This window comes from Streptosporangium sp. G12 (genome assembly GCF_052983175.1).
The window spans coordinates 32534-45550 of the sequence record NZ_JBRIQO010000014.1; the positions used below are offsets into that span (position 1 = coordinate 32534).

Below are 13017 nucleotides of genomic sequence, written 5' to 3' on the forward strand. Positions count from 1 at the left end.
GCTGAGGCCCGCAGGTGGCGAAGGTAGATGATGCGGGCCAGGGCGTGCAGCCCTTGATGCAGATCGGTTCGGCCGTGCCGGCATAGACCGACGCCCTGTCCGCGTCCTTGCTTGGTGACATCGCGAGGAGGACAGGTGGATCCAGGATTTGAGGCGGACTTCCGGGAGTTCGTCGTCGATCGATCGGGAGCGCTGTTCCGTACCGCGTACTTGCTGACCGGTGACCGGCACGCCGCCGAGGACCTGATGCAGTCGGCGTTGGCGAAGACAGCGGTGAAGTGGCGCAGCCTGCGCGACCCGGCGGCCATCGAGGGTTATGTCCGCCGTGTCATGTACCACGAGCAGGTGAGCTGGTGGCGGCGCCGTTCCCGCGTCGCCGAAGTGTCCACCGGATGGCTGCCGGAACAGATCGGCGACGGGCACGCCGAGATGGTGGACCTTCGCCTGGTGATGCGCGCGGCTCTTGCCCGGCTGACCCCGAGGCAGCGGACCATGCTCGTGCTGCGCTACTTCGAGGACCTGTCCGAGACCGAGATCGCGCGGTTGCTCGGTGTCAGGGTGGGCTCCGTGCGCAGCCAGATCTACCGGTCGTTGGAGCGTCTGAAGAAGGCCGCACCTGAACTGAGCACCGTGAGGGAGTTCGGATGAACATCGAGGATCTGCTGCGCGAGACCCTCTCCGACATGGCCCATGAGGAGCAGCCACCCCCACCGGGCCGGTTCTTCCCTGCCAACCGGAATCGATCCCGCCGGCGCGGCCTCGCCCTGACGGCAGCGGCGGCCGTAACCGTGATGGCGGTCGGATCCACGCTCGTGGTCCAGGGGCTGTCCTCTCCGGCGGCGGCCCCCAAGGACCTCACCGGGCGGGGCTCCGGTGAGACTCTTGCGGAGACCAGGCCAGGGCAGACCACCCTGACCGTGAGAGAAGGACAGCGGCTCACGCAGATCCTGAAGCAGCTGTCGACCGCCACCGGCAGACCGCTCGCGGAGTTCGAGCGGGCCGCCAGGGACGGCGAGGCACTCGGCCTTCCGGCCTACGCCAAGGGCGCGCTGGAAGGATTCGCCTTCCCCGCGACCTATGAGGTCTCACCCGCGTCGAGCCCCGGCGAACTCCTCGCCGCGATGGTGACACGCTTCAACCGCGCCGCCGAGGACAGCGACCTGGTGAACGGCGCCAGGCACGTCGGCCGTACGCCATTGGAGATCATGACCATCGCCAGCATCGTCCAGGCCGAGTCGACCGACAAGCGCGACATGCCCAAGATCGCGCGGGTTATCCACAACCGGCTGAACCACACGCCCGAGATGACGCTGCAACTGGACAGCACGATCATGTACGGCCTGAACAAGCTCGGCGCGAAGGTCTCGAACGAGGATCTCAGGAGCAGGTCGCCGTACAACACCTATGCGCACCTCGGCCTGCCGCCCGGTCCCATCTGCAACCCGGGTGCCGCCGCCATCAAGGCTGCCCTGAAGCCGGCCGCCGGGCCCTGGCTGTACTTCGTGAGGACCGATCCGGAGAAGGGCATCACGAAGTTTGCCAGCTCCGAATCCGAGTTCATCAAGCTGGTCGAGGAGTACAAGAAGAACCGCAGGACGGGGTGACGGAGCGGCGCGCCACGGCCTTGTTTGTCCGGGGCCCTCTCTTCTCGCCTGGCCGACCTGAACGGAGCCCGTGGAAGGCACCTACCTTGTGACCTCACCGGCCAAAACCTCACGAAACTCGCCGATAGCGGGACGGCTCTGCTGGTCAAAGGGAACCGTACGGAGCAGCATTCTTCCGGTTTCGATGATGTGGTTACTCCGGTAGACGGAAGGGAGAGGGGCTATCACCGCCGCCGCCTGTCGCATGCCTTCGTCGATGCCTCCTCTGACGACCGTGCAGAGTGCCTCATGGAGCAGCACATTGGCCTGATACTGATAATCCCCGGTCAGTCTGAGGACTTTCTCTCGGGCCTCGTCTGCCTTTTCCTCATCACCGGCACCAGCATAAACCCAACTCTCCGTAAAATGGATCTGGCTTTCCTTCCAGAAGCCCAGAGAGTCTCCGGTGGAACCCTTTTCTGTCAGGTCGAGAAGAACGTTCAGCGCTTCGCGTGCCTCGTCATGTCTGCCGAGCAGAGTGAGAGCCTTCGCCTGGGTGGACATTAGGTCGACAGAAGGTCCACCGCCAATCTGCTTCGCATTGTGGACGAGGTGCAGGATCGTCTCCGGAGCACGCTGTCCGTAGAGACCGTGGCCCACCTCCTCGCACCGGACCAACAGGCGCAACTCCCGATCTCCCGAGGCGTCGGCCGCATGACGGGCCGTGTGCCACCAGCGGATGGCGGCTCCGTGGTCACCTAGGCGGGTCAAGGCGTTGGCGTGGATCGTGGAGAGCCCCGCCATGACCTTTTGCAGTTCGACTACTTCGGCGGGAGGAGACATCTCCATCTGCCGTCGCACAGCGAGCAGATCGATGACAAGATCGGCTACGACCTGCGCGGGCGCACGGGTTCGAAGCGCGTACAAGTGATCGCTGGATGCCAGTTCCCATTCCTCGACGCTTCGGAAGTCGTGGCCGAGAGACAGGTCGAGCAGGTGGCGAACCGGCTCACCGAGCATTCCGATTCCGGCGCTCGCGACGGCAAGCTGCAGAAGCCTTCGGCGTTCCGTGTCCATGTCGTCTCCATGAGGTTCTTCCCAAACGAGACTACTCTGCGGCGATCTCTCCAGATTGGAGGCGCCTGGCACAAGGCCGGTGTACGCCGAGATCAGTGCCTCGACCAGGGCCGCGTCCATACGAACTCGCGGCATTCGCGCGAAGCCCTGAACCGGAAGACCTCCGTCGTCGGGAACAGCCGGTAGGCGGGCCTGAGCCGTTTTCCCGATGGCGAAGAGTTCCGCTTCGGTCATGTCGAACGCCCGGCAGTAGAGCGTGAGGTAAGGATTCTTGGGCTTGTGCCTGCCCGCTTCCCACCCCTTGATCGAACGCACCAGGGAATCTCTGGCCGGCAGACGTTCGCGTGCCCATTCGTCAGCCACCTCAGCCAGGCGCTTCGCCATTTCCTTTTGCGACCAAAGTCGGGCGCATCGCTCAACACGGAGTCGAACGGCCCATTCCGGAAACTCCTTCATCACGCACCTCGGACCAAGGGGGAAACGCCCGTCTCCCTCAGTTTCCCCTAACACCACCTGCCCATACACGGCTTTACGCCATGTGATTAGAGGACGGTCTCTTGAACAGACGGGACCCGCAGGCGCTCGCAACGCCGTACGGGTCCCTTGACCAGGAAGCGAGTCCTGACCCATGAACAAGGCTAGAACCATTCGTGTCCGCTGGAGAGCGGATGCCCCGCCCTTGCCGCTCGGTTGTCGCTGGTGCGGACACGCCCCCTACGCCCACGAGGCGCACAGCCTCCCCCATCGCCGCGACCATCTGTGGGAGCAGCCCACTCCCCGGCAGGTGCAGGCCCGTATGACCGCACGGCGCCGCCTCGGCCTGTGCGGTCCACTGCCGGCGGTGGCGTCACAGCCGACGAAAGTCCAACCGCCCATCATGTCCGCCCACGCACGCCCCGGGCGTCACGCCCGGCCGGTACCGGTCTCCGTCGTTCACGACCGGGGCCATTCGCCGGACACCCTCTTGCCGCGACAACACGACAGGAGGTCGTGGCGTGAGCGCATCCCCACGAGGTGACGCCCTCATGAGCGGGTACGACGACAGGCTCGCTTCCCAGACGCACCCCGTCGCGTCGTCGATCACCACTGGTCCGCCGCCGACCGAAGACCAGACCGGCACCGCTCGACCTGGCGAGCGGTCTCCCGCCTTTCGTCTCGCCGAGGAGCTGGCCGCCCTGCTGGACAGCACTCACGGCATCTCGGCCGACGTCCACCAACTCCGTTGCGGGAAGGCCGTGCTGTCGGTCTATTACGGGCTGCTGGTCTACACCGACGGTGAGAAGTTCTGGTGGACCACTCCCAGGCTCAGCCATTCCGGCGGTCCCCTGCTCACGTCCGCGGCAACGTCGACCGTGGCCGCCGAACGGCTCAGCGAGCACTACGCGATCCTGCGTACCCGCCCCCTTACCACGGTGCTGGGCAGCGAACTGCCGCTGCTGGCAGACGTGATCCTGGCCGACCATGTCGTCCCGCGCTGACGTGCACGCGCCTCGGCTTCGTCCCGAGGCGAAGAGACCAGAGCAATCCACATCGGAGAAACAGCCGTACGAGAAAGGACGCCCATGATGACCTCCCTGGCACAGCAGGTCGCCTGCACCGGGACGATCGACGCCGACGTGTTGGAACGGGTCCGTCACGAGACATTGACCGTCCCAGAAGGGTGGGTCGCCCAGTACGGCGAATACCAGTCGGGCGGCTGGGGGACGCTGTCGCTGCTGAACATGACCGGCGACGCCACCGACGTGACCATCACCGACTGCGATCCCGTGGAGACCGCCCTGCTGGCGTCGATGCCGGCCACCCGGCGGCTCCTGTCCACGCTCGGGTTGCGGTACATGTGGGCGCGGATCGCCCGCCTCGACGCAAGGACTTTCCTGTGGGAGCACCGCGACTACGGAGAGCTGCGATCCGTCGAACGGCACCGGCTGCACATCCCCCTCATCACCAGTTCCTCGGCCTATCTAGTCCTCGCGGGCTCAGCGGTCCACCTGACAACGGGCAACATATGGCGGCTCACTCCGACCTTCGCGCACGGCGCCTGCAACCTGTACGGGCCGACCCGCCTCCATCTGATCCTGGACTGCTACGCCAGCCCTGAGCTGACCGAACTGACCAGGGGACAACAGCTTCCGGACGACTGCGTACACCATCTGCCACACCTCGACGACGATCTGCTCCGGCGAAAGGTCGAGCAGGCACGCTCTCTGATCCGGTTCGGATACGGCCAGGCAGCCGAGCGGCACCTGCTGCGGCTGTTCTTCACCCACGCTCTTCCCGAAGGGCGCGCCTACGACCTGATCAGTGAGCTGTACGAGCACAGCGGCGCGACGCGAACCGCCGAGATGTGGCGTGATCGAAAATCCGTCCTGCTCGGTACGGACATTAGCTGAGAAGACCAACGACCAAGAAAGGAAACCCATGTTCGACACCTGCCATGAGGCCATCGACCGGCTTGCCGCGGTGAACCGGCCCAGCCAGTTCGCCGTCATGGAAAACGCGATCAATCACCTCGTCGCCTGCCCTGCCGTCACCCAACTGCTCATTCGCGGGTCCTTCGCTCGTGGAACCTCCGACCGGCTCTCCGACGTGGATCTCGTCGTAGGAGTCGCACCATCGGCCTTCGCCGAGTTCGTCGACATGCTCGACGCGCTCGCCGTCACCGAGTTCGGCGCGATCATGCCCGGCTGGCCCGACAAGATCGTGCCTCGCATGGGTGGCCTCGGCTATGTGCACCTGCTCGAGGCCGACGGCAAGCTCCACCAGCTCGACCTGTACGTGGCTCCCTCCGACAGGATCGACGACATCACCGCCTCGACCCACGGCCACATCATCTACACCACCCCCCATGCCAGGCACGAGACGTCTGATCCGGCCGTGGCTCAGTTCGTCACCGACCATCTGGCCACCCCGCCCACATGCGAGCAACTCATCGTCGAAGCGCTGGTGCTGGGCTGGATGATCCACAAACGGATCGCCCGGGGACAGAAGTTCATGGCCTACGCCGAGACGCACATGCTTCACACTGCGGCCCGCTCCCTGATCCGGACCGCCCTGTCCCCACGGACGGCGTTCTACGGCTGGTATCACCTCGACACCGACATCGGCGCCACTCCCATCGGCCGCTCCTGCCTCCGAGAACTGGAAGTGCTGATCACCTCCCCGCCGACCCCCACCGTCGCGTCCTTGAAGAACTCCCTCGAACGGATCCTGGCACTGGCCCAGCGCGCGGCCCCGGAGGCGGTGAGTCCCCTGCGCCTGTCCATCGACGCCTACCTCCACCATCTCGACCTCGGCTGAACACCACCGGCCGGTACGGTGAACTCGTGCCCTTACCCGCTACTGAACAGCGAGCTACCGGCGCCGAGCGGGGATAGACGAGACAGCGTCCCGTCCCGCTCGGCGAGATCGCGTCCGCGTCCGATCCATCCCAACACGTACAGGGCTTTCTCCATGTCATTCGACCGGTTCGGTGATCCACCGCTCGGCTTCACCGCCGTACGTCCCTCATGGGACGAGCTTCCTCACGAGCTGCGCGACTTCCTCACCACCCACCTCGGTTCGCCTGTTGTCAGGGCGGATGTGCAGAGCGGCGGTTTCACACCGGGGGTCGCGGCGCGCCTCACCCTCATCTCCGATCGAGTGTTCGTCAAGGCGATCCCGGACGACCACGTCCTGGCCGCCAAATACCTGGTCGAAGCCGAAACCTCAGAATGTCTTCCCTCCGGTGTACCGAGCCCGCGACTGCGATGGCACGGCGCGGCAGCCGGGTGGACGATCCTCATCTTCGATGACATCGAAGGACACCATCCCGACCTGACCCCGGGCTCGCCGGACGTCCTCACCGTCGCGTCGGCACTTTCCAGCATGGTCACCCTGCTGACACCGAACCCGATCCCCGGCCTTCCGCTCGCCTCCGCCACCCGGACGCACCAGCTACACGGCTGGCGCGACCTGCTCCTTTCTCCTCCCCAGGATCTGGGCGACTGGGAGGGACGCCACATTTACGCGCTCGCCGACCTGGAGACCCGCTGGATGCGCGACGCGGACGGCGCGACACTGGTCCACGGGGACATCCGGCCCGACAACCTGATCATCACCGCGAATGACACCACCGCGGTCGTCGTGGATTGGGCACAGCCCTGCCAGGGAGCCGCCTGGCAGGACATCACCGATCTCGTCCCTCACCTGATCATGACCGGCCACTCTGCCGAGGCTGCGGAGAAAATCCTGGCCGAATTCTCGGCTTGGAACCTCGCCGCGCCAGAGGTGATCACCAGCTACGCGGCGGCGTTCGCCGGATACTGGACCCGGATGAGCCGACAACCCGCACCACTGGGCGTTCCACACCTGCGCGGCTACCAGCGCAGGGCCGCCGCGGCGGCCATCACATGGACGATGTACCGCACCGGCTGGTAGCAGCCCGCGATGGCACCTCAATACCGGGGAAAGGCTACACACCTCGGAAACGATCAACGGCGCCCGATCCGAGGGAAGTCCCTGGTCAGACGCCGTTCGTGATGCTCAGCGGAGAGCGTGGGATTCGAACCCACGAGACCGGTCACCCGGCCTAGCGGTTTTCAAGACCGCCGCCATCGTCCACTAGGCGAGCTCTCCTGATGGCACGTCCGGAGAACGTGTCAGATTGCACCCTAGTCTCTCATTGACCCGGGCGTGCCCGGACCCGGCGGGCGCCTCGTCTCCGATTCGGGGACGAGGCGCCCGCCCGGTGCGGGTCAGGGCTGGGGACCGGCGAAACCGTCGCCGACCGAGGCGGCCAGGCGGAGGTAGGACTCGCGGGTGGCGGGCTGGAGCCTTTCCAGGTCGATCTCCGCGCCCTCCTCGAGGTGCGGGTCGTAGGGGACGCGGATGACGGCGCGGCAGCGGGCCGCGAAGTGGGCTTCCAGGCGGTCGAGGTCGACGGTCGACTTCGAGCGCGGACGGACGCTGCACAACACCACGGTCGCGGAGCGGACGAGCTCCTCGTAGTGGTGGGCCTCCAGCCAGTCGAGGGTCGCCGAGGCGGCGCGGGCGCCGTCCACGGAGGGGGAGCTGACCAGGACGAGCTGGTCGGCCAGGCCGAGCACACCGGACATGGCCGAGTGGAGCAGGCCGGTGCCGCAGTCGGTGATGCAGATCGAGTAGAAGTTCTCCAGCACCTGGGAGACCGACTGGTAGTCGGCCGCGCTGAAGGCCTCGGACACCGACGGGTCACGGTCGGAGGCGAGGATCTCCAGGCGCGACGGGGCCTGGGAGGTGAAGGCCCGGATGTCGACGTACCTCTTGATCTGCTGCCGCTCGTTGAGCAGGTCGCGGACGGTCGCGGAGGTTTCGAGCTCGACCTTGTCCGACAGGGTGCCCCGGTCGGGATTGGCGTCGACCGCGATGACCCGGTCGCCGCGTACCTGGGCGAGCGTGGCGCCGAGGCCGACGGTGGTCGTGGTCTTGCCGACACCGCCCTTGAGGCTGAGTACGGCGACGCGGTGGTGGCCGGTGGCCACCGGGGTGCGTGCGCGGCCGACCAGCTCCCTGCGGCGACGGACCTCCGGGGACTCGCCGGGCTTGATCAGCCCGGCCGACGCCTTGTAGACCAACTTCCGCCAGCCCCCGGCGGGCGCGTTGCGACGGCCCCTCAGCAGCGACTCCGGATCCAGGCTGTCGGCGGACTGCCGGGGAGCCGTGCCCGGAGGTTGGTGCCTGGCCGGTGCGCCGAAGGCGGGTGCCGGAGCCGTCTGGCGGCGGCGTGCCTGGTACGGCTCCCGCACCGGTTCGGCCGCGTCCCGTCCGGGCGCGAAGGGGCTCTCCCGTTCCACGCGCTCCTGGGACGAGTCCCGCTCGGGGGCGGGGGGCGCGTCCCGTCCCGGCGCGAAGGCCGTGGGGCCGGAGAAGGCGGCGAACCCGGAAGAGCCGGAAGGGGGCGGAGCCGAGCTGGAACGCTCCGTGCCGAAGGAGCCACGGGAGCCGGGGGCGGTGTCCGTACCGAAGGAACCCGAGGAGGACTCCGGGCCGAACGCGCCCGAGGTCGCGGGACGCTCCGGCGCCGCGGCCGGTTCCGGCCTGTCGGTGCCGAAGGACTCGGGGGCCCGGAACGACTCGGCGGGCTCCGGCTTGGGCTCGGAACCGGACGTGGGAACGGGCGCCGCAACGGGTTCGAAGCGATCCGAGTCGGGTTCGAAGCGCTCGGGCGCCTGCCTGGGCGGCTCCTTCACCACCGACGTCACCGTGGATTCGAAGGACTCGAAGGGTTCGAAGATCGTACGGTCGCGGTCGTGCTCGGCACCGGCGGCGGGGAAGCGGTCGGCCTCCGCGGCACCTGGCGAGAACCGGTCGCCACCGTCGGACGCACCGGACGTGCCGGACCCGGTCGTGCCGGACGCGGACCGGTCGGTCTCGGCGGTTCCGGCGGTTCCGGCGGTTCCGGCGGTTCCGGCGGAGAAGTCTCCGCCGGTCGAGGAGCCGGTCGAGGAGAAGTCCTTGCCGCCCGAGGTGGAGCGCGTGCCGCCACTCCCGAAGGAGAAGCGGTCGGGGTCGGTGCCGCCGAACTCCGTGCCGCCGAAGGTGAACCGCTCGGTGTCCGAGGACGACGGCTTGAGCGGCTCCAGGTCGGAGGGCTCGGCCGGGGCGGAGGCGGGGGACGTGAAGGGTTCGGCCGGCTCCGCCTGGCGCCGGGGTTGCTCGAACAGCCCGCGGGACGGCTCCTGTGCGGGCGCCGCGAACGGGGTGCGAAGGTGCGGCTCGGTGAAGTCGGCGACGCCGTGGTCGCCGGTGTCGCCCTCCTCCTGGCGCGGCAGCGGCTTGAGCGGCGCGAGGAAGCCGTCGTTGTCCTGCTCGCCGGATACCGGAGCGGGCACGGTGAAGGAACTCACCGTGTCGGAGGCCTCCATCCACTCGGCCGCGTCGGCGTCCTCCACCGGCGGGTCGGCGACCGGGTGAGCCGAGTCGACGGCCGCGCGGAACAGCGGCGAGGACGTCGTGTCCGGCTCGGTCGGGACCAGACTCCAGGGGTCCTTCGGGTACGGCGAGACGACGGCGTCGTCCACCGCGGTGGCCTTCACCGCCAGGGCGGGCGCCTCCTCCTCCTGCTCCTTGATGGCGTCGAGCCATGCGAGCTGTTCCTCGAGAGATTCCTCACGATCGTGTCTTGCCACCGTGTTCCCCCTCGGGATGGGCATAAAAGGGCAGCAAACACATAGCAGGTTAACGCCCTGTGTTCCTGTCAACGCGAGCAACCACCAAGTTGGGGCTCAGCGGATACCTTTGCTCACATGCGCGCCATCGTGATCGATAAACCTGGTGGACCGGAAGTGCTGACGTGGCGGGAGGTTCCCGATCCGCTCCCCGAACGCGGCGAAGTCATCATCGACGTGGCCGCCTCCGCGGTCAACAGGGCCGACGCGCTGCAGCGTCAGGGGCTCTACGACCCACCCCCCGGCGCCTCGCCGTACCCGGGCATGGAGTGCTCCGGCGTGGTCGAGGCGGTGGGCCCGGACGTCGAGGGGTTCGCGCCGGGTGACCGGGTGTGCGCGCTGCTCAGCGGCGGCGGGTACGCGGAGAAGGTCGCCGTTCCCTGGCAGCAGGTCATGCGGGTGCCGGAGGGCGTCGACCTGGTCGAGGCCGCCGGGCTGCCCGAGGTGGCCTGCACGGTCTGGTCCAACGTCTTCATGACCGCGCGCCTGCGGAAGGGCGAGACCCTCCTCGTGCACGGTGGCGCCAGCGGGATCGGCACGATGGCCGTACAGCTGGCGAAGGCGTTCGGCTCGCGCGTGGTCGTCACCGCCGGGTCCCCCGAGAAGATCGACCGCTGCCTGGAGCTGGGCGCCGACGAGGGGATCGACTACCGGCGGGAGGACTTCTCGGAGAAGGTCAGGGCCGATGTGGTCCTCGACATCATGGGCGGCAAATATCTTCCGGGGAACATCAGGGTTCTCAAGACGGGCGGCCGGCTGGTCGTGATCGGCCTGCAGGGTGGCGCGAAGGGCGAGCTGAACCTGGGAGCCCTGCTCGCGAAGCGGGCCTCGGTGTACGGCACCACGCTGCGTTCCCGGCCCGTCGACGAGAAGGGGGCGATCGTGCGCGGGGTCGTGGACAACGTCTGGCCCCTGCTCGACGCCGGGGCCATCCGTCCCGTCGTGCACGCCAGGGTGCCGATGAGCGACGCGGCCGAGGCCCACCGCATCCTGGAGTCCGGAGAACACATCGGGAAAATCCTGCTAGTAAGTTGAGGCTATGAACGCTGAGGAGAGCACTCCGCACATCGTGGTCGTGGGTCCCCAGGGCTCCCAGGGCGAGGAGGAGGGTGAGAGCCGGTCGATCGCCGACCTCGTTGAGCAGCCCGCCAAGGTGATGCGCATCGGCAGCATGATCCGCCAGCTCCTCGAGGAGGTCCGGGCGGCTCCGCTGGACGAGGCCAGCCGCAAGCGGCTCAAGGAGATCCACGAGAGTTCCATCAAGGAGCTCGAAGACGGTCTGGCACCGGAACTGGTCGAGGAGCTGGAACGGCTCTCGCTGCCGTTCACCGAGGACGTCAACGGCACCCCGCCCAGCGAGGCGGAGCTCCGGGTCGCCCACGCGCAGCTGGTCGGCTGGCTCGAAGGACTGTTCCACGGCATACAGACCACGTTGTTCGCCCAGCAGATGGCGGCTCGCGCCCAGCTGGAGAACATGCGCAGGGCCCTGCCCGGCGGCATGTCCCTCCAGCAGCAGGAGGGCTCCCCGGGCGGCAACGCGGGTCCCTACCTGTAAGGCCCCCGCACGACATCCCCACCGGCCCGCCGAGGGGCGTGGTGAAGGCTCGCGAACCGGGCGGAGAGTCCGGCGGACGCCGTCGGCTCCCCGATCGCGAAGCCTTCACCGGGCTTTCTGAGGGCTCGCGGAGCCCGTCACGATCTGTAGAGCTCCTCGAGAACCCCGGCGACCCCGTCGTCGTTGTTGGCCGCGGTCACGTGATCGACCGCGGCCAGCACCTCCGGGTGGGCGTTGGCGACGGCGTACGAGACGCCGGCCCACCGGAGCATCGGAAGGTCGTTGGGCATGTCGCCGAAGGCGATCACCTCTTCGGCCACGATGCCGAGCGTCATGGCCAGGTGGGACAGCGCCGACGCCTTCGTCACGCCGTGCGCGCTCATCTCGATCAGTGCCCGGCCGCTGGAATGGGTGGGGGTGACCAGGTCGCCGACCAGCCCGTAAACCGCCGCATAGAGGATGTCGGGGTCCATTCTGGGATGTAGCGCCAGAAGTTTGGCGCATGGCCGCGAGGTGAGCGTGTCCGTTCCGACGCGGCGTCCGCCGACCGTCTTGCTGTCCCATCCTCCGAGACGGAAGTCCGATTCGTGGGCGAATCCACCCTCGTATTCCACAGAGAACGCGAGGTCGGGAACCTTTTCGCGGAGACGCCTCACCACCTCTTCAAGCACGTCCGGGTGGATGAGGTGGGATTTGACGATCTGCTCACTGTGCAGGTCGTAGACGAGGGCTCCGTTGGCGCATATGGCCAGCCCTCGATGGCGTACGGCTCCCGCGACCATGTGCATCCAGCGAGGTGGCCTGCCGGTCACGAAGACCAGCGTGGCCCCGGCGTTCTCCACAAGCGCAAAAGCGGCGGCCGTACGGGGGGAGACGGTGCCGTCCGAGCGCAGAGCGGTGCCGTCGAGGTCGGTGGCGACCAGCCTGGGGCTTTGCATAACACGTCCCAGTGTGCACTGTGATGGTCGGCGTGTCGGCCCCAGGGATCCGGTCCGAGGAATCTTCCTCATGGCGGGAACACGCATGCGCCGGATAGTGTTAGATGTGATGGCGTTGTATTAGCTGAATCCCGTTGTGAAAACCAGTTTGACTGAGCCACCCCGGGGCCCGCTGTACGACACATGGGGTTCATGAGGTGTGAATCCCAAAGTTTCAAATCCTGAGGGAGAGCTTTAATGGCTCAGGGAACCGTCAAGTGGTTCAACGCTGAAAAGGGCTTCGGCTTCATCGCACCGGACGGCGGTGCACCGGACGTGTTCGTGCACTTCTCCGAGATCCAGGGCAACGGCTACCGTAGCCTCGAAGACGGCCAGCGGGTCGAGTTCGAGATCACCCAGGGCCAGAAGGGCCCGCAGGCCTCGCAGGTCCGCGCCGTCTGACGCATAGACCTCTTGGTTGAACCGGAAGGCGGGGTTCGCTTCTAGCGAACCCCGCCTTCTACCTTTCACCGGCGCTCCGGGGCCTTCCAGGACGTCCCGGAGCACTCCGGCGGCCCGGCCCCGGCCCGCTCCCCGGAGCGCGCCCGCAGACCGGCCCCCGCATGTTTCGCCCCGCTGCCGCCCGCGAGGACCGCTCCGCTCCCTCTGAGGACACCGGGCCGGCCCCTGGGGACACCGGG

Annotated in this window: 12 protein-coding genes and 1 tRNA gene; 9 read left to right on the forward strand and 4 right to left on the reverse strand. The window is 67.5% G+C overall.

The features are described 5' to 3' along the window. Positions 1-135 precede the first annotated feature (135 nt). The gene (locus ACVCAG_RS21605) at positions 136-648 is read left to right on the forward strand and encodes a SigE family RNA polymerase sigma factor (RefSeq protein WP_440085265.1); all 513 of its coding nucleotides are present in this window, start codon (positions 136-138) and stop codon (positions 646-648) included. After that, entirely contained in the window at positions 645-1604 is a 960-nt protein-coding gene (gene mltG, locus ACVCAG_RS21610) for an endolytic transglycosylase MltG (RefSeq protein WP_447190195.1), read from the forward strand. The genes ACVCAG_RS21605 and mltG overlap by 4 nt, the downstream gene beginning before the upstream one ends. Positions 1605-1685: 81 nt before the next feature. Here mltG and ACVCAG_RS21615 read toward each other — a convergent pair whose 3' ends face one another. Further along, positions 1686-3116 carry a hypothetical protein gene (locus tag ACVCAG_RS21615; protein WP_440085267.1) on the reverse strand — a complete coding sequence of 477 codons (1431 nt, stop codon included), beginning with the start codon at positions 3114-3116 and terminating at the stop codon, positions 1686-1688. 539 nt (positions 3117-3655) lie between these two features. Here ACVCAG_RS21615 and ACVCAG_RS21620 point away from each other — a divergent pair. The 4 genes from ACVCAG_RS21620 (at position 3656) to ACVCAG_RS21635 (ending at position 7076) form a co-directional block, all read left to right on the forward strand. Beyond that, the gene (locus ACVCAG_RS21620; RefSeq protein WP_440085268.1) at positions 3656-4138 is read left to right on the forward strand and encodes a hypothetical protein; all 483 of its coding nucleotides are present in this window, start codon (positions 3656-3658) and stop codon (positions 4136-4138) included. A gap of 84 nt (positions 4139-4222) precedes the next feature. Further along, a complete protein-coding gene (locus tag ACVCAG_RS21625; protein WP_440085269.1) occupies positions 4223-5050 on the forward strand; it encodes an aspartyl/asparaginyl beta-hydroxylase domain-containing protein in 828 nt (275 codons plus the stop codon). 28 nt (positions 5051-5078) lie between these two features. Beyond that, positions 5079-5957, forward strand: a complete 879-nt coding sequence (locus ACVCAG_RS21630; RefSeq protein ID WP_440085270.1) for a hypothetical protein — start codon at positions 5079-5081, stop codon at positions 5955-5957. Between the two features lie 153 nt (positions 5958-6110). Beyond that, entirely contained in the window at positions 6111-7076 is a 966-nt protein-coding gene (locus ACVCAG_RS21635) for a phosphotransferase (RefSeq protein WP_440085271.1), read from the forward strand. Positions 7077-7185: 109 nt separating this feature from the next. Here ACVCAG_RS21635 and ACVCAG_RS21640 read toward each other — a convergent pair. Continuing rightward, positions 7186-7274: transfer RNA gene (locus ACVCAG_RS21640), tRNA-Ser, on the reverse strand. A 119-nt stretch (positions 7275-7393) separates the two neighbouring features. After that, positions 7394-9805 (reverse strand): nucleotide-binding protein, encoded by a 2412-nt coding sequence (locus tag ACVCAG_RS21645; RefSeq protein WP_447190196.1) that lies wholly within the window; start codon positions 9803-9805, stop codon positions 7394-7396. A 117-nt stretch (positions 9806-9922) separates the two neighbouring features. Between ACVCAG_RS21645 and ACVCAG_RS21650 the strand changes: the two genes are divergently transcribed. Beyond that, entirely contained in the window at positions 9923-10879 is a 957-nt protein-coding gene (locus ACVCAG_RS21650; protein WP_440085273.1) for a zinc-binding dehydrogenase, read from the forward strand. A 4-nt stretch (positions 10880-10883) separates the two neighbouring features. Beyond that, positions 10884-11399: a bacterial proteasome activator family protein gene (locus ACVCAG_RS21655; protein WP_440085274.1), complete on the forward strand. Its 516-nt coding sequence runs from the start codon at positions 10884-10886 to the stop codon at positions 11397-11399. A 137-nt stretch (positions 11400-11536) separates the two neighbouring features. Here the strand turns inward: ACVCAG_RS21655 and ACVCAG_RS21660 are convergent, their stop codons facing one another. Further along, positions 11537-12337 carry a Cof-type HAD-IIB family hydrolase gene (locus ACVCAG_RS21660; RefSeq protein WP_440085275.1) on the reverse strand — a complete coding sequence of 267 codons (801 nt, stop codon included), beginning with the start codon at positions 12335-12337 and terminating at the stop codon, positions 11537-11539. A 237-nt stretch (positions 12338-12574) separates the two neighbouring features. Between ACVCAG_RS21660 and ACVCAG_RS21665 the strand changes: the two genes are divergently transcribed. After that, positions 12575-12778: a cold-shock protein gene (locus tag ACVCAG_RS21665; RefSeq protein ID WP_012886943.1), complete on the forward strand. Its 204-nt coding sequence runs from the start codon at positions 12575-12577 to the stop codon at positions 12776-12778. Positions 12779-13017: the final 239 nt, after the last annotated feature.

Excerpts from the sequence above, each read along its gene's own strand:
- mltG (WP_447190195.1), top strand. The coding sequence starts at position 645 with ATGAACATCGAGGATCTGCTGCGCGAGACCCTCTCCGACATGGCCCAT.
- ACVCAG_RS21615 (WP_440085267.1), bottom strand. The coding sequence starts at position 3,116 with ATGAAGGAGTTTCCGGAATGGGCCGTTCGACTCCGTGTTGAGCGATGC.
- ACVCAG_RS21625 (WP_440085269.1), top strand. The coding sequence starts at position 4,223 with ATGATGACCTCCCTGGCACAGCAGGTCGCCTGCACCGGGACGATCGAC.
- ACVCAG_RS21630 (WP_440085270.1), top strand. The coding sequence starts at position 5,079 with ATGTTCGACACCTGCCATGAGGCCATCGACCGGCTTGCCGCGGTGAAC.
- ACVCAG_RS21635 (WP_440085271.1), top strand. The coding sequence starts at position 6,111 with ATGTCATTCGACCGGTTCGGTGATCCACCGCTCGGCTTCACCGCCGTA.
- ACVCAG_RS21650 (WP_440085273.1), top strand. The coding sequence starts at position 9,923 with ATGCGCGCCATCGTGATCGATAAACCTGGTGGACCGGAAGTGCTGACG.
- ACVCAG_RS21655 (WP_440085274.1), top strand. The coding sequence starts at position 10,884 with ATGAACGCTGAGGAGAGCACTCCGCACATCGTGGTCGTGGGTCCCCAG.
- ACVCAG_RS21660 (WP_440085275.1), bottom strand. The coding sequence starts at position 12,337 with ATGCAAAGCCCCAGGCTGGTCGCCACCGACCTCGACGGCACCGCTCTG.
- ACVCAG_RS21665 (WP_012886943.1), top strand. The coding sequence starts at position 12,575 with ATGGCTCAGGGAACCGTCAAGTGGTTCAACGCTGAAAAGGGCTTCGGC.